This window comes from Halovivax cerinus (assembly GCF_024498195.1).
Lineage (GTDB): Archaea > Halobacteriota > Halobacteria > Halobacteriales > Natrialbaceae > Halovivax > Halovivax cerinus.
In genome coordinates this window covers 121,530-141,612 of the sequence record NZ_CP101824.1, presented here as the reverse complement: position 1 = coordinate 141,612, position 20,083 = coordinate 121,530, and the positions used below count along the sequence as shown (strand labels likewise).

Sequence of the window (20,083 nt, the reverse complement as noted above, 5' to 3'; positions counted from 1 at the left end):
GTGACCCGGAAGCGGAACTGGGGTGTCACGCCGCGATCACAGCGGTAGCACTCGCGCCCGCGCGATTCGTATTCGGGTGTCGCTCGACGCGTCGATTCAGCGGGCGGTCGAGGATCGGATAGGCGACGTACAGATTCACACGGCTCTGACAGCCGCGACGGCCTGTGAGGACATCAACGCGCGGGCGATTACGGTCGGCAACCACATCGCGTTCACCGCCGGGGAATACGATCCGGAGAGTGCAGCGGGCCAACACCTGCTGGCCCACGAATTAGCCCACGTTCGACAACAGCCGGGCGGCGCGAACGGAGTGAGGGCCGCCGGAGGAGCGAGCGGGAGGAACGCAGTGACGACACGCGAGACCGGTGGGGCGATCTCGATGATGCCCCAGCAGACCGTCGAGTTGGTGATCGACCCGGATCCGCAACTGGAGCGCGAAGCCGAGGCAACCGCCCAGCGGGTGATGGAGGGCGGCGAGCTAGGGATCCAGCGGATGGCGACGACGGCGGTGCACCGTTACTGTCCAATGACTTTATGTGTGTCCCAACTCCGTCGATCCAGAACTGGAAACACAGGGGCCTGTTCTCGAAACTGACGTCGTTCGGCTGGCGCTCGTCGTGGCGGCGGACTCGATGCGAGCGATCACCTCGGGACGGATCCAGCTCCTTCGACCGGATTTCGGGCTCTGTCTCACGGAAATCCGGTGACCGACTGCGTCCAGCTCCCGGTCAGACCGCCTCGACGACGCGTGTCTCGCAGACCTCGAGGCTCTCGGTCATAGTCACGCGGAGTTCGTCGCCGTCTCCGGGCAAGCGAACCTCGAGCCGGACGGGGTCCTGCCCGACGACGTCGGTGTACTCGTCGGAGACACACCAGGGGAGCGTCCAGTAGGGACGGTCATCGAGGCGGACGCCACGTTCGCGGTGGAAGGTCACGACGGCGGAGTGATCGAGCAGGCGCAGGCCCGGTGCGGAACAGAGGGTGTGGCCACACTGGCTGCACTCGTGGTCGACGCGGGTCTCGGCGCCGAGACAGCACTCGCCGTCGGTTTCGACGACGCGGGTCGCCATCCGGCCGCTACACTCCGGACAGACGCCGTCGGCGGCCAGGCAGTGGAGGTGGCGCACGCGCTGGTCGAACGCGTCGGCGATCTCCTCGCGGGAGCGACCGGAGAGGCCGCCGGGTGGAAACTGGTATTCCCCGTGCCCGTGCCCGCACTCGCTGCAGACGATCGAGAGGTGTTCCTCGACGTAGCGGGCTTCGAGCGCGCCGTCACAGTCCACGCAGGTCCCCCGCACGGCGAAGGGCTCGATCGTCGGGTGTTCGTTGAACGAGCCGGCGATGACCGATCGGACGATCTTCTCGCCGGCGTGTTTGAAGTCGTAGCCGCTGGCGGTGGACCCGGCGCCAGGTCCGTCGGCTCCCGACTCGCCGTCGACCTTCGTCACGAAGTGCCCCTCGAGTTGCTGAAGGTGGTAGTTGAACTGCGCCGAGTCGCGCATCCCGACGGCTCGCCGCAGATCGGAGAACGAGACGGGGCGCTCGTCGGCCGCCCACAGCGCTTGCAGGATGGCAAGTCGCGTCTCGTTGCCGACGAGCGCGAACGCCTCGGCCGGATCGAGACAGTCCGTACACGCGAAGGCGGGATCGTCCGCCGGTCTCGTCTTCTCCTCAGTGAAGGGGTCGAACGCCGCCTCGTTCGTTCCGCTCATACTCGAATCTTCCCCCACACCCGCTAAAACGTTCGCCAAACCCCGTTTACGTTGGGTACATTACACGTATTCGCACGGCGCGTGCGGAGTACTGGGTCGGAACAGTAGGTTTATCAATCGCAGACGGCGAAAACCCGGTAGAGATTACTCTCGTCTTATGTCAGGAAACGATCAACCGGAGGTGAACATCGGGCTCGTCGGCCACGTCGACCACGGCAAGACCACGCTGGTGCAGGCGCTCTCGGGCGCCTGGACGGACCAGCACTCGGAGGAGATGAAGCGCGGTATCTCCATCCGCCTCGGCTACGCCGACGCGACGTTCCGGCAGTGTCCGGACGTCGACGAACCCGAGTGTTACACCGTCGAGGAGGAGTGTCCGGACGGCTCGGAGAGCGAGCCGATGCGGACCGTCTCGTTCGTGGACGCGCCGGGTCACGAGACCCTGATGGCGACGATGCTCTCTGGGGCGTCACTGATGGACGGTGCCGTCCTCGTCGTCTCTGCGAGCGAACCCGTCCCGCAGCCCCAGACCGAAGAGCACCTGATGGCGCTCGACATCATCGGGATCGACAACATCGTCATCGCCCAGAACAAGGTCGACCTCGTCGACGCGAGTCGCGCCCGCGAGAACTACGAGGAGATTCAGGACTTCGTAGCGGGGACCGTCGCCGAAGATGCGCCGGTCGTCCCGGTCAGCGCGGGCCAGAACGTCAACATGGACCTGCTCATCCAGGCCATCGAGGCGGAGATTCCGACACCCGATCGCGACCCGGATGCCGACCCGCGGCTGCACGTCGCTCGCAGTTTCGACATCAACAAGCCAGGGACGACGGCCGACGAGCTTTCGGGCGGCGTCCTCGGCGGCAGCCTCGTCGAGGGTGAACTCGCGGTCGGCGACGACATCGAGGTCCGTCCGGGCCGCGAGGTCACCGAGGGTGGTCAGTCCGAGTACGTTCCCATCGAGACGTCGATCCGATCGCTGCAGGCGGGCGGCGAATCCGTCGAGACGGCGCGGCCGGGCGGCCTGCTCGGCATTGGAACTGGCCTCGACCCGTCGCTGACGAAGGGCGACGCGCTGGCCGGGCGCCTCGCCGGCCCGCCTGGCTCGCTCCCACCGACGTGGGAATCCTTCACGATGTCGGTCGAACTACTCGACCGCGTTGTCGGGGCCGACGAGGCCGAGGGCGAGATCGACGAGATCTCGACCGGCGAGCCACTCATGATGACCGTCGGGACCGCGACGACCGTCGGGGCGGTCACGAGTGCCCGCTCCGGCGAGGCGGAAGTGAACCTGAAGCGACCAGTCTGTGCCGAACCCGGCGCGAAGATCGCGATCAACCGCCGCATCGGCGCCCGCTGGCGGTTGATCGGCGTCGGAACCCTCACGGAGTGAGATGGCGACGCGCGTGGCCCTCGATACGAGCGCGCTCATGATGCCCGTCGAGTTGGACGTACGGCTGTTCGACGAACTCGACCGACTGCTCGCCAGCGGGCCGCGCCCGATCGACCTCCAGGGGGCCGAGGAACTCACGGAAGCGGGCGGGTACGAACCGGTGGCGCCGCAACCGGTGCTCGAAGAGCTCCGCCGTCTGTCGGAGAAGGGCGGCACGGAGGGGACGGCCGCGTCGGTCGGCCACGACCTGGCGACCGAGCGATGCCTGCCCGTCGATACCGAAGAATCGTACGCCGACGACGCGCTCGTCGAACTCGCCCGGGAGGGGATGGTCGACGCCGTCGTCACGAACGACCGGCCGCTGCGAGAACGAGTGCTCGCGGAGGGAATACCGGTACTTGCATTACGCGGGAGAAACAAGTTGGGACTCACTCGACCATAGATGTACAAACGGGTTAGATTGAAAGACACGGTAGAAGTGCCGCCGGAGGAACTGGGCGACGTTACGCCCGACCTCGTGAAGCGACTGCTCCAGGACAAACTGGAGGGCCGGATGGACGAGGAGGTCGGCTCCATCGTCTCCGTCACCGACGTCGAAGATATCGGTGAGGGGACCGTCCTGCCGAACCGCCCCGGGGTCTACTACGAGGCGGAGTTCGACGCGGTCACGTTCGACCCGAAGATGCAGGAAGTCGTCGACGGGACCGTCGTCGAGGTCGTCGAGTTCGGTGCGTTCGTCGGGATCGGCCCCGTCGACGGCCTGCTGCACGTCTCGCAGATCTCCGACGAGTACCTCGCGTTCGATCGCGAGAACCAGCGCCTCTCCTCGTCGGAGTCAGACCAGGCCCTCGGCGTCGAGGACGCCATTCGGACCCGCATCGTCACGAAGAGCATCGACGAGCGCAACCCGCGCGACTCGAAGATCGGGCTGACGGCCAAACAGCCCGGCCTCGGCAAACACGGCTGGCTCGAGGAAGCGCGCGAGGAGCGCGAAGCCACCGCCGGTGAATAATCATGGCATCGAATCGACTCGTCTGTCGGGAGTGTCACCTGGTCAACGACGCCGACGCGGAGACCTGTTCGTCCTGTGCGTCGTCGTCGCTCACCGAGGACTGGGCTGGCTACGTCGTCATCGCCCACCCCGAGGAGTCGGAGATCGCCACCGAGATGCAGGTCACCGAGCCCGGCGCGTACGCGCTGAAGGTGCGGTGACGCGACCCGATCGGTGACGAATCCCTCCACGTCGGACGGCCCAGCCGACGACCGTTCCGAGCCGCTGGTCTCGCTTCCGAAACCCCTTCGTCACGAACTCAAAGATCCTATCGGTCCGGTCGAGACGGATCCCGACGCCCTCTGGGCCGCCGCCGGGGACCCGATCGTGACCGTCGGCGACGTGGTCACCTACCACCTGCTAGCGGCCGGGCGACGGCCGGACGTCGCGCTCGTCGACGGCATCACGAAACGCGAGGCGGTCGACGAGACGATCCGTGAGACGGTGACGACCGGCGAGACGGTCGACGTTTCGAACCCACAGGGGACGATCACGGCCGCGCTGGCCCGCGAAGTCGTCGCGGCGATCGACGACCCTGACCCGGTCACGATTGTGGTCGACGGCGAGGAGGACCTGGCGGCACTCCCGGCGATCGTCGCCGCACCGAACGGTGCGAGCGTCGTCTACGGCCAGCCCGACGAAGGGATGGTCCGGGTGACGGTCACCGACGAGGTACGCGCCGAGATCCGCTCGCTCCTCGCCCGATTCGACGGAGACACGGAGGCGCTGTTTTCGATCCTCGATCGGTGAGCGGGTTCGAACCACGCCAGGTGAACGGGATCGGTACACGTCAAGCGGTGTGTGTGTGTGTGTGTGTGTGTGTGTGTGTGTTCGATACACGACCGACGAACGTGTCGACACGCGCCGCCGGAGCGCCCAGCCGCCCCGGATGCGGTCCGGCACCGACTCGTCACGACCGCTCAGGAGTCGACGAACGGGTTTTCGCCCTCGACGAGGTTCGTCTTGTAGACCCCACGCGTCGTCGCGAGGCGGCGCTCGTCGGCGTCGGTGAGTTCGACCTCGACGACGCCGGTGTCGCCACCGTACCTGACGACCTCCGCGGCGCCGTAGATGTCGCCCGTCGCGGGGCGGAAGTAGTCGATCCGCACGTCGAGGGTCGGACCCGGCGCGCCTTCGACGGAAGCGATCGCGGCCGCCGAGAGCGAGTCGGCGAGCCCGAACGGTACCGCGCCGTGGGCGAGCTGGGTGGATTCCGAGAGGGAGTGGTGGTCGTCGAGTTCGATCTTCCCCTCGACGTAGCCCTCCTCGACGTGCGTGACGTCGACACCGAGGTGCTCGCCGAACGGATACCGATCGTTGAAACGTTCGAGAACGTCCATATTGGGTACGGACGCGGGGCTACTATTATCCTTTCCCATCGCTGAACGAACGGCTGTTGAGTGTGCGGTCTCGTCGAAGCACGTTGCCGGGAGGTGCGCTCCTCCTGTGCGATCGGCTCCCAGTCTCCGACCCTGCTGTGTAATCGACTGGCGGTGACGGTCGATCGGGGGGAGTCGACTGGCGGTGTGGGCCGTCAGGGGAGTCGACTGGCGGTGTGAGGGCCCGTCGAGGCCAGACTGCCAGTGTGGATTCCGTGGATACGACTACCGGTCGAGCGTGATCTCTCGGTCGCGTGGTCGACGTTTCTTCCTGTCGGCGGGTGTCCCCGCTTCGACGCCTACGGCGCCCCGGCGAGGACGAACGTGCTCGGTTCGTCGTCGTTTCGGATCTGGCGCGTTTCCTCCGGGCCGAGATGGACCGCGTCGCCGGGATCCATCGATAGCTCCTCGCCGTCTACGTCGACCGTCGCCGACCCCTCGACGAGGTAGTAGATCTCTTCGTGGTCGTCGTCGGCGTGGTCGTGTTCCATCCCCTCCCAGCCGGGCTCACACTCCAGGACGGTGAATCCGAGTCGGTCGCAGTCCAGTTCGTCGCGCAGGAAGTGCAGCGCGCCGGCGGTCGGTTCGACGTCCGCGTAATTTACGCTCGTGGGTGCCATCGTGACGTCGCGTTCGGTCGCCAGCACAAAGAAACCGGGCGGTCCGCGACCGTCCCGTCGAGCGCCGGTCGGCCGAGTCGGCCAGCCCACGTGCGTCGCGTCGATCGACGCCGTCGAGAAGTTATTTAGTGGTCGCTGACCGTATCTCACCTATGTACGACTTCGCGGTCGTGGGCGTCGGGCCGGCGGGCGCGCGCTTCGCCAGGCGGGCTGCAGAAGCCGGCCACGACGTCGTCGCGTTCGAGCGCGGCGAGATCGGCCAGCCGCTGGCCTGTTCGGGCCACGTGAGCACCGACGTCTGGGGGTTCACCGGCGACGGCGCCCGCGAGACCCTCCTGCAGAACGAAGTTCGCGGCGCGCGATTTCACGTCGACGGACCTGGCAGCGAGGCCTACCCGTTCTACCGCGAGACTCCCATCTCGAACGTCATCGACCGCGTCGAACTCGATCGTCACCTCGCCGACCTGGCTCGCGCGGCCGGCGCCGACGTCAGGGACTACCACACCGTGACGGCCATCGACGAACGGCCGGACCGGGTCGTCCTCACCGTCTCCGGACCGGACGGTACCGACACCGTCAGCGCGAAGCTCGTCGCCGGCTGCGACGGTCCCGGGTCCAGGGTTCGTGAGGCCCTCTCGCTCCCCGAACCCGACGAATTCCTCCACGGCGTCCTCGCCTTCGCCGACGAACCCGATCACGACGACTTCGTCGACGTTCACCTCACCGCGCCGACCTTCTTCGCCTGGCGCATCCCGCGCGGGGAGGCCGGTGTCGAGTACGGCCTGGCCGCGCCGCCGGGCGAGGCGGTCACAGACCACTTCGACGACCTCGTCGACGAGTACGGCGTCTCCGTCTCGCACCGGTGCTCCGGCGCGATCCCGATCGGTCCACCGGACCGCGTCACGAGCGATCGAGGCTTCCTCGTCGGCGACGCGGCGGCCCAGACCAAACCCTTCACCGGCGGCGGTATCCTCTACGGCATGCGCTGTGGCGATCACGCGGCCCGCGAGGTCGACCCCGATCACCCCGCGTCGACGGCCGCCTACGAACGAGCCTGGCGGCGAGACATCGGCAGCGACCAGACGCTCGGCCACTGGCTCCGGCGGGCGTACTCGCTTCCGGAGGGCGTCCAGCACGTCGGTCTTCGGGCGCTCTCCGGCGAGGTCGGTGTCCACATGGACCGGCCCACGTCGATGTTCTCTCGCGAACACCTCCGGGCGATGCTCTCGTTCCGGTGACCGGCGGCGTGCCGTTCGGTTCGATTCGGTACCTGCTCGGTACGAGCTATCGGGTTACGGGTAGGTCGGACGACGCGCCGAGGACGCCGACCCCTCGACGAGCGGAAGCGGTCGTCGCTCGGCCGGTCGCTCCGATCCGTCGACGCGGACGGTGAGGTCGGTCACGTCGAGGTCGTACTCGACCAGCGCTAGCGCGACGGTCCGGTCGAGCGACGGACTCACCGCCGCTCGCGTCACCGCTCCGACGGCGGTATCGCCGTCGAAGACGGCCGCACCGACCTCGGGGACGGGGCGCTCGTCTGCGATGTCCTGCTCGTCCGCGGTCGAGTCCGATGGGTCCGGTGTGTCGGACGCGCTGACGACCAGCCCGATCAGCCGACGACTCGGCTGGCCGCGATTCTCGACGCGTGAAACCACCTCCTGCCCGACGTAACAGCCCTTCTCGAAGTCGAGGGCGTTTCGGAGTCCGAGTACGTTGGGGATCGTCCCCTCGAGTTCCGTCTCGAAGAGCGGTGTCCCGGCCTCGAGCGTGAGCGACTCCCAGGTCCGGTAGCCGAAGGGTGCGGCACCCATCCCCGTGACCGAAAGCGCTTCGTAGACCGATTCGGCGTGTTCGACGGCGCAGACGACCTCGTAGCCCTCCTCGCCCGCGAGGCCGTCGGTTCTCGTCACGGTTACGCCGGCGTCGGCGATGGTCCCGCGAACGAAGGTGAGTGGTTCGTCCGGGGTCGCACTCCCGCCGAGGACGCTCGCCACCTTCTCGGTCGCCTGCGGACCGTGGACCCCGAAGATCGCGAACTCGTCCGTCGCGTGATCGATCTCGACGTCCTGGATGAACACCTTCTCCGCCCACTCTTCGGCGAGCGGCCCGGCGCGACCCGGCGGCGTGACACACAGCAGTCGATCGCCGGCGTCGTAGACGTACAGGTCCGTTTCGATCCGGCCCTGCGGATCGAGCAAGAGGGCGTACCGGCCGGTTCCGTCCGTCGTCGGGACGTCGTTCGTCACCACGTTGTCGACGTACTCGACCCGGTCGTCACCCGCGACGGTGACGATACCGTACGCCGGTTCGATCAACCCGACGCCGTTTCGCACGGCGCGGTGGGCGCGATCGGGCCGACCGTAGTGGGAGACGACCGTCCGCCTGCCCCGTTCGTCGAACGTCGCCCCGTGATCGGCGTGAACCGACTCGATGCTCGTCATTACCTTCGTTCTGGGGCCTGCGTACCCTTTTACGTGGCGGTACCCGCCGGCCACACCGTCGCGACCGCGCCTGGGCCGCCAGCTCGCCGAGTCGACCGCCGCCGTGGGTCCGGGTCAGAACGGTAATCGATCGCGGAGCCGCTCGACGACCGTGTCGTCGTCCGTGTCCCCCGGTTCGGGCACCACGCGATCCGCGGGTTTGATGACGGTCTCGTTCGACGAGCCGTCGACGACGATGAGGTCGTCGGCCTTGAGGTCTGCAAGCGCCGTCTCCAGTCGATCGATGTCGACCGACGCGGCCGCCCGGAGTTCGAAGACCGTCATCCCATCGTCCACCCGGTCGACCAGGGCGTCGAGTATCGCGACCTGTGTCTCCTCCCGGTCGCGGTACTCGCGCTTGGCTCGCATAGCGACCCCTTCGTGCCGGCAGGATTTGACGTTTGTTGTCGCAGCATGCGACGCCCGTCTGACGACAGGCGGTACGCTTTTCACTCCCGCGTCGGCTACCCCTTGCAATGGCTGTCCGATGTTCGTTGCTCGGCCACGACTTCGGTGCGACCGAAGTCGAGCGCGAGCGCGAAGAGCGCGGGAGTGAGGTCGTCGTCACCGTCACCGAGTACGAGGCCTGTACACGGTGTGGGACGCGAAACGTAAAGAGTGAAAATACGGAGGTCCGTGGACTCGATCCGGAGCCCGTCGAACCGGACCCAACCGACGCCGACCCGACAGGCGCCCGTGACGATATAGACGTCGACCCGACCAAGGCTCGTGACGAGACAGACCCAGAGATCGACCCGTCACCCGACTCCGCCGAAGAACCGGCCACACTCGACGCCGAGGCCGACGATTCGGACCCGGAGGGGCTTCCGACCGACGACCACGGCGACCCGATCACCGACGATGCGGAGATCCTGGACGACGCCACGGACGAACCGGCTCGCGAGCGCGAACACGGTGCCTGGCCCGACTCCGACGACGTCGGCCAGCCGAGCCCCGGCTCAGAAGAACCGGCCCAGTGGCCGGAGGTCGGGTCGGACGCCACCGACGATCCTGAGCAATCGACAGAGGATCCGGCGATCGAGACCGGCGCGGCGACGGTGACGTCGCACCAGGGCGGACAGGGGTCCGGGTCGGCGACCGGCATCGAGCGTGCGGGTGCCGCTCCTACCCCGGGCGAGACGACCCATCGCGACGACGTCCCCGTCGAGTTCTTCTGCCCGCGCTGTTCGTTCGTCGCCCCCGGTGACCGAAGCTCGCTCCGGGCGGGCGACATCTGTCCCGAGTGTAAGAAGGGCTACCTCGGTGAACGCGAGCGCTGAGGCGCCCGGGTCGGATGAAAAGAGGTAAAGAGCCTCCCGTATTTCCAACGATCCATGAAGGAGTACAAGATGCGTCGCGGCGAGTACCTCGAAGAACGAATTCCCGACATGGAAGGCTCCATCGAGGAGTACTTCGGCCCGATCACCGGGACCGAGGAGTTCAGGGGCAGTTCGCTACACGTGGTCGAAGAACCCGACAATCCCGTCTTCGAACGTATCGTCGTCGGTGCCGTCGAGTACTCCGGAAAGAAGGACAAACTCGCCGTCGAGTTCCACGAGCGCGATCCGACGGAACTCGGTCCCGACGAACTCGAGGCGGCCGCAGACGCCGTCGACGCCAAGAACGATTTCCTGCTCGAGGCGACGGGTCGCGACGCGAAGGCCCGACGCGACTCGCTCAAACGCTCCGTCGAGGACGACCCCGACCACGACCTTGACTGAGCGACACGGACGACGAACGGGTTGGCCTGCACTCAACGGTCGAAGTGCGCTCGCTGTACGGTCGGTCGCCGTGTCGGTCGTCCGGCACCGCCTCACGTGCCCGTGCTAGCGTGGTAGAACCCACCGGAGTACAACGGCGTGACTGTTCGGTTGGAATCGTCGAATCTCGGCTGAATCGCTACCGCTTTGAATCCTGTTCGGTGGAGATCACACCAGTCGTTCGGGTACGCAGAGTGGCGCGCCGGAAGTTCCTACGCCGTCCGTCCGGCGTCGACGTCGATCGCGTCGACCGGACAGACGTCCACGCAGAGCATGCAGTCGATGCACTGGGCCTCGTGGGTCGGGTCGGCTTTCTCCTCGCTTTCGGGGTGGCCGGGCGTGTCGACCCACTCGAACACGTCGACGGGACAGTCCTCCAGACACGCGCCGTCGGCGATGCAGATGTCGAAGTCGACGGCGACGTGCGTTCCGTGGATGCCGAGTTCCTCCGGTTCGTCGACGGGGCCCCAGACGGCGTGTCCCTCGTGTTCGTCTACATTCTCGCGATTTTCGTGGAACTGTGGGTCGATGGCCATCGCTAGCAGGAGTGTCTGGCCGCCGGCCCTTAAATCTATGTCCGGACCACCATCGCGGTTCCGTCGAAACCGGTCGTGACGCGGTCACAGGGCTCAGGACGAACCGGGAGATGGCCGTTCAGTACCCCGTGTCGAACCGGTAATTGATCGCCAGCACGAGACTGATCAGGGCCAGCAGCGCGGTGAGCAGGCCGAACGCGACGGCCCAGTCCGTCAGGTCTGCGACGAAGCCCGTCCCGACGGACCCGAGCGCCCCGAGCACGCCGTAGACAGTCCGGACGAATCCGAACCCGGTCCCCTCCTCTTCCGGTTCGAACTCGTCGAAGAAGCGCGGGAGGAACGCGGCCGTCCAGCTGAGGCCGGTGCCGAGCGCGAGGACGCCGACTCCGATCGCCAGCCAGCCCGGGACGACGAGGAGGACGAGGAACCCCGCGGCTGCGACAGCGAGCGCCACCGCGGTCGTCCCGTCGCGACCGTACCGGTCCGACGCCGTCCCGACGAGCGGACTGGCGATCCCCTGAACCAGAAAGTACGCCGCGAAGAGGGTGCCAGCGACCGGTTCGGGGTAGCCGCGAAACTCGTGGAGAAACGTCGGGAGGAACGATGCCGTCGCTTGCCAGACGTACGCGGAGAGGATCGATATCACGACGGTGAACGCGATGGGCGGCCGGGTGAGCAGTTCGAACAGCGGCCCGACCTGGAACCGCTCGCGCATCGGCTGATCCGGTCGTTTCGGTTCCGTCGGTCGGACGAACCTCGCGAACGCCACGAAGGTGACCCCGGCGACAACCGCCCCGATGGCGATAGCGGGCTCCCAGCCGTACCGGACGCCGATCCAGGCCGCGAGAACAGGGACCGACAGTCCCGCGATCGGCCCGCCCGCCGTGTGGACACCGATCGCTTTCCCGACGTCGTCGAAGGTTCGCGTGAGGAGCGTCGTCCCGACGCTGTAGTGGAGCCCGGCGAGCGACCCGAGCGCGAGCGTCGCCAGCACGAAGACCGGAAAGATGGGAGCCAGCGCGAGCGCCAGACTCGCGAGCGTGGTTCCGCCGAGCGCGAGGAGGATAACGCGCCGTTCACCGAACCGGTCGGCCAGCACGCCGCTCGGAAACTGCGAAAGCGAGTACGTCATCCACAGGCCGGTCAGCGCGACGCCGATGACGGTGTTCGAGACGCCGAAGTCGGCACGGATCTGTGGAACGACGGGGCTGATCGCCATTCGCGCCGCCATCGTCGCGAAGAACGCGAGCGTACACAGAGAGAGTACCGTTCGTCTGTAGGACCATCTCATTCGCGTTCTCACCGGCCTCTGTACCCGACTCTGATGACGTCGGGAAAAAGGATCGTCGGTTCCGGCACCGGCCGCCGATACGAGCGGTCGCCCCGCTACGGACGTCCGGTCGATCGTCGCGCACGTCCGTCCAGCGGGAACCCCAGCAGCCGGATGTAGCTGACTGTCTGTCCGACGTCCGGATGTGGAGACCGCCTGTACGACGGCCGGATGTGGAATCACCGGCCGCTCATCGATACTCCTCGAGTGGTCGGTCCGCTCGGGAGAGCCGTGCCTGTAGCGATGGACCACGTACTTCCCGCAGACGACTCGCGAGTATCGGCACGGACTGAGCAGTGAGAATTCACAGACTGAAATGGATGGTTAAATATAAATATTTACTTAAAGGATAATAATACAACTGCTCGGTGTGACTACCATGATACGACAGAGACGGACGGATGAGAGCGCGAACGCCGACGAACCGACCGGACCACTCACGCGACGCGGCGTCCTGCGCGCCGCGTCGGTGACGGTCGCAGCCACGTCGATTGCAGGTGTCGCACCTGCCGAGACGGGCTCTCGAACCGCCGAGATTGAAGAGATCGACTTCCGCGACGGTACCCCACCCGTCTCGGACGGCCCCCAGGGACGAGACGAGGTGGTCTTCCACGCACACGGCTACACGCAGTCGGGCAACAGCGTGGGGATCGCGGAGACGTTCCGGTCGACCGCCAGGGATCAGGGCTACGACGGGACCGTCGCGGCGATCACCTGGGACGACAGCGGCCTTCCCGGCTGGGCCGAGGAAAGTGCCCGGGACACCGGCCCGATGGTCGCCGACTGGCTCGACAGCTTTCGCGCGGAGAACCCCGAGACGACGATCCGACTGCTCGGCTTCTCGATGGGTGGAATCGTCACCATGGAGACCGTGGCGGCGATCGATGGCTCCTTCACCGTCGCCAACGCCGACATGATCGGCTCCTACGAGTACGCCGACGCGCCCTGCCAGGGCGTCGGCTACTACGAAGCGATCGCCAACTCCTGTGGTGGTATGTACAACTACTGGTCGGCCAACGACGGCCTCGCCCGCCTGGGCGCCGGCGGCGCCAGCTGCGCGAGTGCGGAGACGCCGGAGAACTACGCGGACGTCGACGTCACCGACGCCGTCGGCGGCCACCTCGAGTACCAGTCGAGTCCGGGGTGCGTCCAGTCGATCCTCGACAACTACGGCGACGACGGGGGTGGCGACTGCGGCGGCGAAACCGAGACCACCACCGAACAGGGCTTTCTCGCGTGGTGGAACGGGAGCGACACCGCGACGTACAGCACGACCACCGACGCACCGTGTGGGATCGAGATCGAACTGACCAGTCCGTCAGCGGTCGCGGAGTTCGACCTCTTCGTCACCTACGACGGCCGCGAACCCACGCGAGACGACTACGACGACCGCTCGGCTGGCGCTGGAAGCGACGAAACCGTCCAGGCCTCGCTCGACGGAGCGACAGACCTTGGCCTCCTCGTAGACGCCGAGGAGGGCTGGGGCGAGTACAGCCTCACCATCACCGAGCGCGGCCAGTGAACCGGTCGACGAGCTGACTCGCTCTTCTCACTCGTACTTTCGCGGTACTCGGCCCGTCGGTACTCACGAGTCGCCTCCGCTCCCCGTTCGCTATCCCGCGGTTCTCGGCCCTTCGGGGCTCACGGGTCGTTCCTCACCGTTCGCGTAACCGAGGACGTCGCTACGCTCAACCCTCGCTATTCGAAAGCCGCAATCCCGGTGAGATCCTGCCCGAGAATCAGCGTGTGGATGTCGTGGGTGCCCTCGTAGGTGTAGACCGTCTCCATGTTCGCCATGTGGCGCATCGGCGAGTAGTCGAGCGTGATGCCGTTGCCGCCCAACATCTCGCGGGCGACGCGAGACTGGTCGCGGGCCATGCGGACGTTGTTTCGTTTGGCCATCGAGACGTGCTGCGGGCGGAGGTCGCCGCGTTCTTTGAGCTCGGCGAGGCGGTAGGCCAGCAGCTGGGCGGTGGTGATCTGGGTGGCCATCTCGGCGAGTTTCCCTTGCTGGAGCTGGAAGCGCGCGATGGGGCCGTCGAACTGGTCGCGTTCGAGCGCGTAGTCGCGGGCCTGTTCGAAGGCGTCGCGGGCGGCGCCGACGGCGCCCCAGGCGATGCCGTAGCGCGCCTGCGTGAGACACGACAGCGGCCCCTTCATGCCCTCGACCCCGGGGAGGACGTTCTCTTCGGGGACGCGAACGTCGTTCAGGCCGATCTCGCCGGTGATGGAGGCGCGCAGCGAGAGTTTCTCGTCGAGTTTCGTCGCCGTGAAGCCGTCCCGGTCGGTCTCGACGAGGAAGCCGCGGACCGGTTCGCCGTCGGCCGATCGATCGCGCGCCCAGATGACCGCCACGTCGGCGATCGGGGCGTTCGTGATCCAGGTCTTCGAGCCGTTGATGACGTAGCCGTCCGCGTCCCGCTCAGCGTACGTCTCCATCCCCGACGGGTTCGAACCGTGCTCGGGTTCCGTCAGACCGAAACAGCCCACGGCCTCGCCCGCGCCCAGCGACGGGAGCCACTCGTCCTTCTGGTCGTCGCTGCCGAAGGCGTGGATCGGGTACATGACGAGCGCGCCCTGGACGGACGCCATCGAGCGCAGGCCGGAGTCGCAGGCCTCTAACTCCTGCATCAGGAGGCCGTACGCCGTCTCGGAGACGTTCGGAAGGCCGTACCCCTCGAGATTCGGGGCGTAGAAGCCGAGCTCGCCGAGCTCGGGGATCAGATCGGTGGGGAAGGTCCCCGCCTCGTAGTGGTCGGCGATGTCGGGGCGGACCTTCTCGTCGACGAACTCACGCGCGGTGTCGCGGATCATGCGCTCCTCGGCATCGAGGTCGTCCTCGAGCGAGACGTAGTCGAGCATGCACAGGTATGAGTCGACCGGCGTGAAAAACGCTCCTATGTCGGCAGGCTACGGCCGTCGACCTGTGTGACTGTCGATCCACTCGACTCGTTCGTCTCTCCCTCGGGTCAGTCGATCTCGTCACCCGTCGCCTCGTAGACTCGGCCGTCGTAGCTTATCGTCCGGGTTCCGTCGGTTTCGTACCCCACGGGTCCGAGTCCGGTGGCGCGATCCGTCCGGACCTCGACGCGCTCGACGCCGGGTTCGAACAGCGGGAGTGCGTTTCTGAAGGCGCGGAAGGGCCGTCGAACCAGCTGCTCGGGGATCACCCGCTCGCCGGCCGACCCGGTGGGGTTGACGGTCACCGCCGTCGGTTCGCGCGCGTCTGCGTGATTCGGCAGCGTCACGACGAGTCGATCGCCCTCGTCGGCCACGGTCGCGTCGTCCGCCACGTCGACAGTGATCGGCTCTGCTTCGACGTCGAAGAGGGCCGCGTGCCACTCGTTATCGACGCTGTAATCCACCGTGTAGGCGTACCGTCCGCCGCCGAGGTGGCCGACCGTCCGGCCGTCGGCTGTCGGGAGCGCGTTCTCGTGATAGCAGTGCAGTGCCGTCTCGTCGACGTCGCCCGGCGGGACCGACGAAAGCGGCGTGTTCCAGCCCCAGGGGTAGACGGGGTACCACCGCTCGTCGACCAGTTTGTAGAGGCGCCAGTAGTAGGGATTGCCGGTCGCCAACTCGCGGGCCCGGTTGACGAAGTCGAACTCGACGCGGCCGGGGAGCTCGATGGATTCGACGTCGGGTTCCAGGTAGACCGCCGACTCGCTCGTCGCCTCGTGGAACCAGCGCGTCGCTCGTTTCGTCGACTCGTCACCACGCGTCGGGAGCCGCGGAACGTCGACACCGACGTGGGTCGACGGATCGGTCGGGCCTGGTTCGCCGGTCGGCCACACCGCGATCGAGAACGACGCGTCGCCGTGGCCGAACCGGTAGCGACCCGCCTCGATCGGCGCCCTGTCCGCGTCGTGATGGCCCAGCAGTCGATACACGAGTTCGATCGATTCGCCCGGATCGAGCGTCACCGCCTCGGGGAACCAGTCCGACCCGACCTCGACCAGCCGCCACCGGCCGGTCTCGTCACGTGTCGCCTCGGGTGCGGCGGCCACCAGGTCCGACTCGGCCGTCGGGGCGAGGTACATCGTGTCGTACTCTCGTGTCCGCCCCGTCGTCGGGCTGTCGAGGAAGGGGATCCGCTCCGCGTAGACGGTTTCGGCGAACGACGCGTCGTTTCTGAGCGACGCGACCAGCCGAGCCGGGCCTTCCGGCGTCGCCGGCTCCACGAACCCGATCCGTCCGGAGAGCCTGTCGTCGACGTGCACGCCACCGCCGACGACGCTCGCCGTTAGTCGGGCGGTTTCGAAGTCGACCACGGTCGGGGTGTCCAGGACGCCCGGAACGTCGTACGCGTCCGGATCGTCACCCGGTCCGTTCGTCTCGTCGGCGGACGGCTCTCCGTCGCCGAGGACGGCGCTACAGCCGGCGAAGAGGGCGGACGATCCGGCGGTGACGCCTGCGAGGTAGGTGCGGCGGTCCATACCGAGACGTACTCGAAGATCGGCATAAGCCACCGGCTAGGTGAAAGCGCCATTGCAGTCCACGGGTTTGGCTGTCGAATCGGGTCGGCTGGCGACCGATAGCTGATTCGGTCCGGGCACTCCGGGAACGGGGCGGTTTCGAACCCCAATCGACCGATGCACCCTCGATCGGGATCGACTCCGCGGTCGGATCAGGGCCGGTAGGTGCAGAGATCTGCGCGGCCGGCGCCGACGAGGGTGTTGACCTCGTCGTAGGTCGTCACGTAGTTCGTCGACAGCGCCGGGACTCCGGTCTCGTTCCGGTAGGTCTCCGTGAAGTCGGCGAGGACGGTCGGGTCGTAGCGGGGTCGCTCGCGAACGGTCGCCTGCCCGGCCACGATCGAGAGCAGGTCGCAGTCGCGGTCGGCGAGCGCCTGGGCGACCTGGAGCGATTCGCGAGTCTTCAGCCCGCTCAGGTTCCAGTCGGTGGCCTGGAGCGCCGTTCCGAGCGGTCGTTCGTCCGGCCAGGCTTCACGGACCGCGTCGAAGACCGAGAGCGGGTATCGCATCCGCGCTTCGAGCGAGCCGCCGAACTCGTCCTCGCGGTCGTTCGTCAGCGGCGAGAGGAACGACGAGAGGAGGTAGCCGTGTCCGGCGTGAAGCTGCAGGTAGTCGAACCCGGCTTCGGCCGCGCGCTCGGCGGCCTCGGCGAAGTCGTCGCGGATCCGGTCGCAGTCGTCGGCGTCCACGGCCGTCGGTTTCGGTCCGCCGGGGACGTACGGCTTCGCGGACGGGGCGTACAGCTCCCAGCGGTCGCCCGACGGGAGCGGTCGGTCGAGTCCGTACTCGCGGTGGCGAGTGGCCCCGCGCCGGCCGGCGTGGACCAGCTGGAGCCCGACCGCGGCGTCCGTCTCCGCGTGGACGTCGTCGACGAACGCGGCCCAGGCGTCGACGTGCGAATCGTCGTACAGTCCCGGCGTCCCCGGTGTGATCCGCCCCTCGGGGCTGACGGCGACGGGATCGGTCAGCAGGAGGCCCGGTCCGTCGCGCGCCCGGTCGCGGAGGTCGTCGAGATAGTCGGCACCCGGGCGGCCGTCGGTCGACCCATTACTCGGCGGTCGGGTGACGGTCAACCGGTTGTCGAGGGTCGTCTCGCGGAGCGTGAGCGACTGGTTCAGCGGTTGACGCGCGGCGAGTGGCGTGACGTCCGCATCGGTCGCGTTCGCTTCGAACCACCGGTCGTAGTCGTCGGCGTACCCGACGTCGCGCTGTTTGAGACTGTCGTAGGAGATCCGCCCGCTGCGCGTCAGCATGTTGTAGGCGAACTGCTCCGGTTCCATGTCCCAGTAGCGTTCGACGTTCTCGAAGTACGTCTGGCTCCGCTCTGCGGCGTCCTGCAACCCTTCGACACGGGGACGACGCTCCTTCTCGTAGTAGTTGAGCGCCGACCGGACGTCGGTGCCGTGCTCACGGAATCCATCGAGTAGCGAGATGGCGTCCTCCAGCGCGAGTTTCGTCCCCGAACCGATCGAGAAGTGCGCCGTGTGCGCGGCGTCGCCCAGCAGGACGATGTCGTCCCCGCTGGACCAGGAGCCACACGACACGACCGGGAAGTTCCGCCAGCCGTAGAGCTTGCTCTGCAGGTCGTACCCCTCGAGGTGATCCGAAAAGAGGTCCTCGAAGTACGCGAGGGCCTCTTCTTCTCCTTTCTCGTCCAGCCCGGCGGCCTCCCAGGTCTCCTGGGTACACTCGACGATGAAGGTGCTCATCCGACCGGGGTAGGCGTGGACACGCCAGAGCCCGTGTTCGTTCTCCCGGAAGATGAACGTGAAGACGTCGTAGGGTTTCGCGGTCCCAAACCAGGCGAACTTGGCGCTACCGTCCGAGACGCTCGGCCGGAACGACTCCTCGTGAGTCTCCCGGACCGTGCTGTTGAGCCCGTCGGCGCCGATCAGGAGGTCGGCCTCCGCGGCCAGCTCGTCGACGTCGTCTTCCTCGATCGTCTCGCCGTGGATGAGTTCGACGCCGACCTCCCGACTGCGCTCCTGGAGGAGCTGGAGGAGGTCCGCCCGCATGATGCCGGCGAACGTGTGGCCGCCACAGCGGATTGACTCGCCCTTGAGGTGGACGTCGATTGGGTCCCAGCGGACGAATGCGTCGGTGATCCGCTCGTGGCTCACCGTGTCCGCCTCTTTGAGGTTCGACAGCGTCGCGTCCGAGAAGACGACGCCCCAGCCGTAGGTGTTGTCCGCGGGGTCGCGCTCGTAGACCGTGACGTTCCAGTCGGGGTACTCCTTCTTGAGCAGGAGACTCGCGTACAGGCCGGCGGGACCGCCGCCGACGACGGTTACCTGCATCGTATCACCGCCACTCGGTCTCGATGAGCGTCTCCAGTTCGTCGTACTGTTCGTCGTCGGCGACGGTGGGGAACAAGAGGAGTTCGTCACAGCCCGCGTCGGCGTAGCCGCGGACGAACGAGAGCACCTCCTGGGGGGTCGTCAACAGACTGTCCGCGATGGTCTCGGCGAAGGGTCCGGTGAATGCGTAGTAGTCGAGGAGGTACTCGCGACCGCGTTCGGCCGCCTCCTCGCCGAGGGCGAAGTAGCCGTGCCCCCAGAGCGCCGGATCGCCCGGTCGGCCGGATTCGTCCCAGGCGGCGCGGGCCTGTTCCGCTTTCCGTTCGAAGGCTCGCGGCGGGCCGCCGCCGTGGATGTAGCCGTCACCGTAGCGGCCGACTCGATTGAACGTCGGATCGCTGTCGCCGCCGACCAGCAGCTCCGGGCCGCCGTCGGTGGCCGGTTCGGGGCCGATATCGTCGTCCTCCCAGATGTCGCGGAGGCGACTCAGCTGGCGCGAGAAGCGTTTTCCGCGGTCGTCGAAGCTCGCGTCTGCCATCTCGTAGTCTTCGCGGCGCGCACCGAGGGCGAGCCCGAGGGACAGCCGCCCGTCTGAGAGCTGGTCGACGGTCGCCGCTCGCTTGGCCAGCAACGCGTCGCTGCGCAACGGGCCGGCGACGATCGAGGTGACGAGTTGCACGTCCTCGGTGACGCCGGCACAGGTCGCGAGCGTCGTCAGGGGGTCAGTACTTCTGTAGACGAGCCGATCGAAGACGCCGACGCTCGTGAACGGTCCGTCGTCGGCGCGCCGGGCCCACGACCGGAGCGTCTCTCCGTCGGTGTCTAGCGTGTTCGGCAGTCCGATTCCTACCTGCATACACACAGGCTCGGAATGTGCTCACGTATACCTGACGGTAGCGGCCGTCGAGGTGTGTTAGACAGCGAACCACTCCCGTCCGATGGGTGTACCGTACCTTACATCGATGTCGTGACCTGGGCCCGAACGCCCACTCCCTCACACTCCCGCCCGACTCTCCGTCGTACCTCGCATCGCCTGCCATCGATGTGTCT

General features: G+C 67.1%; 20 protein-coding genes and 1 pseudogene. 10 read left to right on the top strand and 11 right to left on the bottom strand.

Translation table 11 applies throughout. The features are described 5' to 3' along the window. Positions 1-22: 22 nt before the first annotated feature. Positions 23-514: pseudogene (locus NO366_RS00765) on the top strand (eCIS core domain-containing protein); the annotation flags it as partial. Positions 515-728: 214 nt separating this feature from the next. Here NO366_RS00765 and NO366_RS00760 read toward each other — a convergent pair. Beyond that, positions 729-1,712: a winged helix-turn-helix domain-containing protein gene (locus NO366_RS00760; protein ID WP_256532413.1), complete on the bottom strand. Its 984-nt coding sequence runs from the start codon at positions 1,710-1,712 to the stop codon at positions 729-731. 157 nt (positions 1,713-1,869) lie between these two features. Between NO366_RS00760 and NO366_RS00755 the strand changes: the two genes are divergently transcribed. Genes NO366_RS00755 through NO366_RS00735 form a run of 5 tightly spaced genes read left to right on the top strand, consistent with a single transcriptional unit; the run spans position 1,870 to position 4,906 of the window. Continuing rightward, positions 1,870-3,105 carry a translation initiation factor IF-2 subunit gamma gene (locus NO366_RS00755; protein WP_256532412.1) on the top strand — a complete coding sequence of 412 codons (1,236 nt, stop codon included), beginning with the start codon at positions 1,870-1,872 and terminating at the stop codon, positions 3,103-3,105. A gap of 1 nt (position 3,106) precedes the next feature. After that, the gene (locus tag NO366_RS00750; protein WP_256532411.1) at positions 3,107-3,547 is read left to right on the top strand and encodes a type II toxin-antitoxin system VapC family toxin; all 441 of its coding nucleotides are present in this window, start codon (positions 3,107-3,109) and stop codon (positions 3,545-3,547) included. Then, positions 3,548-4,117 carry a DNA-directed RNA polymerase gene (locus tag NO366_RS00745; RefSeq protein WP_256532410.1) on the top strand — a complete coding sequence of 190 codons (570 nt, stop codon included), beginning with the start codon at positions 3,548-3,550 and terminating at the stop codon, positions 4,115-4,117. It begins immediately after the preceding gene. Between the two features lie 2 nt (positions 4,118-4,119). Next, on the top strand, positions 4,120-4,317 hold the full coding sequence (gene spt4 / locus NO366_RS00740) for a transcription elongation factor subunit Spt4 (RefSeq protein WP_256532409.1): 198 nt from the start codon (positions 4,120-4,122) through the stop codon (positions 4,315-4,317). A gap of 13 nt (positions 4,318-4,330) precedes the next feature. Beyond that, entirely contained in the window at positions 4,331-4,906 is a 576-nt protein-coding gene (locus tag NO366_RS00735) for a GTP-dependent dephospho-CoA kinase family protein (protein ID WP_256532408.1), read from the top strand. 170 nt (positions 4,907-5,076) lie between these two features. On the opposite strand, the gene NO366_RS00730 is transcribed toward NO366_RS00735, so the two are convergent. Then, entirely contained in the window at positions 5,077-5,496 is a 420-nt protein-coding gene (locus tag NO366_RS00730; protein WP_256532407.1) for a PaaI family thioesterase, read from the bottom strand. Positions 5,497-5,834: 338 nt separating this feature from the next. Next, positions 5,835-6,155 (bottom strand): cupin domain-containing protein, encoded by a 321-nt coding sequence (locus NO366_RS00725; protein ID WP_256532406.1) that lies wholly within the window; start codon positions 6,153-6,155, stop codon positions 5,835-5,837. Between the two features lie 152 nt (positions 6,156-6,307). On the opposite strand from NO366_RS00725, the gene NO366_RS00720 reads away from it, so the two are divergent. After that, positions 6,308-7,393 (top strand): geranylgeranyl reductase family protein, encoded by a 1,086-nt coding sequence (locus NO366_RS00720; protein ID WP_256532405.1) that lies wholly within the window; start codon positions 6,308-6,310, stop codon positions 7,391-7,393. A gap of 54 nt (positions 7,394-7,447) precedes the next feature. Here the strand turns inward: NO366_RS00720 and ygfZ are convergent, their stop codons facing one another. Together ygfZ and NO366_RS00710 are read right to left on the bottom strand one after the other, a co-directional pair. Beyond that, the gene (ygfZ, locus tag NO366_RS00715; protein ID WP_256532404.1) at positions 7,448-8,596 is read right to left on the bottom strand and encodes a CAF17-like 4Fe-4S cluster assembly/insertion protein YgfZ; all 1,149 of its coding nucleotides are present in this window, start codon (positions 8,594-8,596) and stop codon (positions 7,448-7,450) included. Positions 8,597-8,710: 114 nt separating this feature from the next. Then, complete coding sequence (locus tag NO366_RS00710; protein WP_256532403.1) at positions 8,711-9,004, bottom strand: DUF6432 family protein; 294 nt, start codon at positions 9,002-9,004, stop codon at positions 8,711-8,713. A 107-nt stretch (positions 9,005-9,111) separates the two neighbouring features. On the opposite strand from NO366_RS00710, the gene NO366_RS00705 reads away from it, so the two are divergent. Together NO366_RS00705 and NO366_RS00700 are read left to right on the top strand one after the other, a co-directional pair. Continuing rightward, on the top strand, positions 9,112-9,915 hold the full coding sequence (locus tag NO366_RS00705; RefSeq protein ID WP_256532402.1) for a DUF7093 family protein: 804 nt from the start codon (positions 9,112-9,114) through the stop codon (positions 9,913-9,915). 54 nt (positions 9,916-9,969) lie between these two features. After that, the gene (locus NO366_RS00700; RefSeq protein ID WP_256532401.1) at positions 9,970-10,356 is read left to right on the top strand and encodes a DUF5611 family protein; all 387 of its coding nucleotides are present in this window, start codon (positions 9,970-9,972) and stop codon (positions 10,354-10,356) included. 251 nt (positions 10,357-10,607) lie between these two features. Here the strand turns inward: NO366_RS00700 and NO366_RS00695 are convergent, their stop codons facing one another. Together NO366_RS00695 and NO366_RS00690 are read right to left on the bottom strand one after the other, a co-directional pair. Next, positions 10,608-10,931 (bottom strand): 4Fe-4S dicluster domain-containing protein, encoded by a 324-nt coding sequence (locus NO366_RS00695; protein WP_256532400.1) that lies wholly within the window; start codon positions 10,929-10,931, stop codon positions 10,608-10,610. A 118-nt stretch (positions 10,932-11,049) separates the two neighbouring features. Then, positions 11,050-12,222, bottom strand: coding sequence for an MFS transporter (locus NO366_RS00690; RefSeq protein ID WP_256532399.1), 1,173 nt, complete (start codon positions 12,220-12,222; stop codon positions 11,050-11,052). Positions 12,223-12,640: 418 nt separating this feature from the next. Between NO366_RS00690 and NO366_RS00685 the strand changes: the two genes are divergently transcribed. Beyond that, positions 12,641-13,783, top strand: a complete 1,143-nt coding sequence (locus NO366_RS00685) for a lipase family protein (RefSeq protein WP_256532398.1) — start codon at positions 12,641-12,643, stop codon at positions 13,781-13,783. Positions 13,784-13,959: 176 nt separating this feature from the next. Here the strand turns inward: NO366_RS00685 and NO366_RS00680 are convergent, their stop codons facing one another. From NO366_RS00680 to NO366_RS00665, 4 genes are all read right to left on the bottom strand, one after another. After that, entirely contained in the window at positions 13,960-15,123 is a 1,164-nt protein-coding gene (locus NO366_RS00680) for an acyl-CoA dehydrogenase family protein (RefSeq protein WP_256532397.1), read from the bottom strand. A gap of 107 nt (positions 15,124-15,230) precedes the next feature. After that, positions 15,231-16,697 carry a hypothetical protein gene (locus tag NO366_RS00675; protein WP_256532396.1) on the bottom strand — a complete coding sequence of 489 codons (1,467 nt, stop codon included), beginning with the start codon at positions 16,695-16,697 and terminating at the stop codon, positions 15,231-15,233. A gap of 191 nt (positions 16,698-16,888) precedes the next feature. Next, on the bottom strand, positions 16,889-19,033 hold the full coding sequence (locus NO366_RS00670) for an oxidoreductase (RefSeq protein ID WP_256532395.1): 2,145 nt from the start codon (positions 19,031-19,033) through the stop codon (positions 16,889-16,891). Between the two features lie 4 nt (positions 19,034-19,037). After that, positions 19,038-19,889, bottom strand: a complete 852-nt coding sequence (locus NO366_RS00665) for an LLM class flavin-dependent oxidoreductase (RefSeq protein WP_256532394.1) — start codon at positions 19,887-19,889, stop codon at positions 19,038-19,040. Positions 19,890-20,083: the final 194 nt, after the last annotated feature.

Coding starts and splice junctions, on each gene's coding strand:
- NO366_RS00760 (WP_256532413.1), bottom strand. CDS start 1,712: ATGAGCGGAACGAACGAGGCGGCGTTCGACCCCTTCACTGAGGAGAAG.
- NO366_RS00755 (WP_256532412.1), top strand. CDS start 1,870: ATGTCAGGAAACGATCAACCGGAGGTGAACATCGGGCTCGTCGGCCAC.
- NO366_RS00750 (WP_256532411.1), top strand. CDS start 3,107: ATGGCGACGCGCGTGGCCCTCGATACGAGCGCGCTCATGATGCCCGTC.
- NO366_RS00745 (WP_256532410.1), top strand. CDS start 3,548: ATGTACAAACGGGTTAGATTGAAAGACACGGTAGAAGTGCCGCCGGAG.
- spt4 (WP_256532409.1), top strand. CDS start 4,120: ATGGCATCGAATCGACTCGTCTGTCGGGAGTGTCACCTGGTCAACGAC.
- NO366_RS00730 (WP_256532407.1), bottom strand. CDS start 5,496: ATGGACGTTCTCGAACGTTTCAACGATCGGTATCCGTTCGGCGAGCAC.
- NO366_RS00725 (WP_256532406.1), bottom strand. CDS start 6,155: ATGGCACCCACGAGCGTAAATTACGCGGACGTCGAACCGACCGCCGGC.
- NO366_RS00720 (WP_256532405.1), top strand. CDS start 6,308: ATGTACGACTTCGCGGTCGTGGGCGTCGGGCCGGCGGGCGCGCGCTTC.
- ygfZ (WP_256532404.1), bottom strand. CDS start 8,596: ATGACGAGCATCGAGTCGGTTCACGCCGATCACGGGGCGACGTTCGAC.
- NO366_RS00710 (WP_256532403.1), bottom strand. CDS start 9,004: ATGCGAGCCAAGCGCGAGTACCGCGACCGGGAGGAGACACAGGTCGCG.
- NO366_RS00705 (WP_256532402.1), top strand. CDS start 9,112: ATGGCTGTCCGATGTTCGTTGCTCGGCCACGACTTCGGTGCGACCGAA.
- NO366_RS00700 (WP_256532401.1), top strand. CDS start 9,970: ATGAAGGAGTACAAGATGCGTCGCGGCGAGTACCTCGAAGAACGAATT.
- NO366_RS00695 (WP_256532400.1), bottom strand. CDS start 10,931: ATGGCCATCGACCCACAGTTCCACGAAAATCGCGAGAATGTAGACGAA.
- NO366_RS00690 (WP_256532399.1), bottom strand. CDS start 12,222: ATGAGATGGTCCTACAGACGAACGGTACTCTCTCTGTGTACGCTCGCG.
- NO366_RS00685 (WP_256532398.1), top strand. CDS start 12,641: ATGATACGACAGAGACGGACGGATGAGAGCGCGAACGCCGACGAACCG.
- NO366_RS00680 (WP_256532397.1), bottom strand. CDS start 15,123: ATGCTCGACTACGTCTCGCTCGAGGACGACCTCGATGCCGAGGAGCGC.
- NO366_RS00675 (WP_256532396.1), bottom strand. CDS start 16,697: ATGGACCGCCGCACCTACCTCGCAGGCGTCACCGCCGGATCGTCCGCC.
- NO366_RS00670 (WP_256532395.1), bottom strand. CDS start 19,033: ATGCAGGTAACCGTCGTCGGCGGCGGTCCCGCCGGCCTGTACGCGAGT.
- NO366_RS00665 (WP_256532394.1), bottom strand. CDS start 19,889: ATGCAGGTAGGAATCGGACTGCCGAACACGCTAGACACCGACGGAGAG.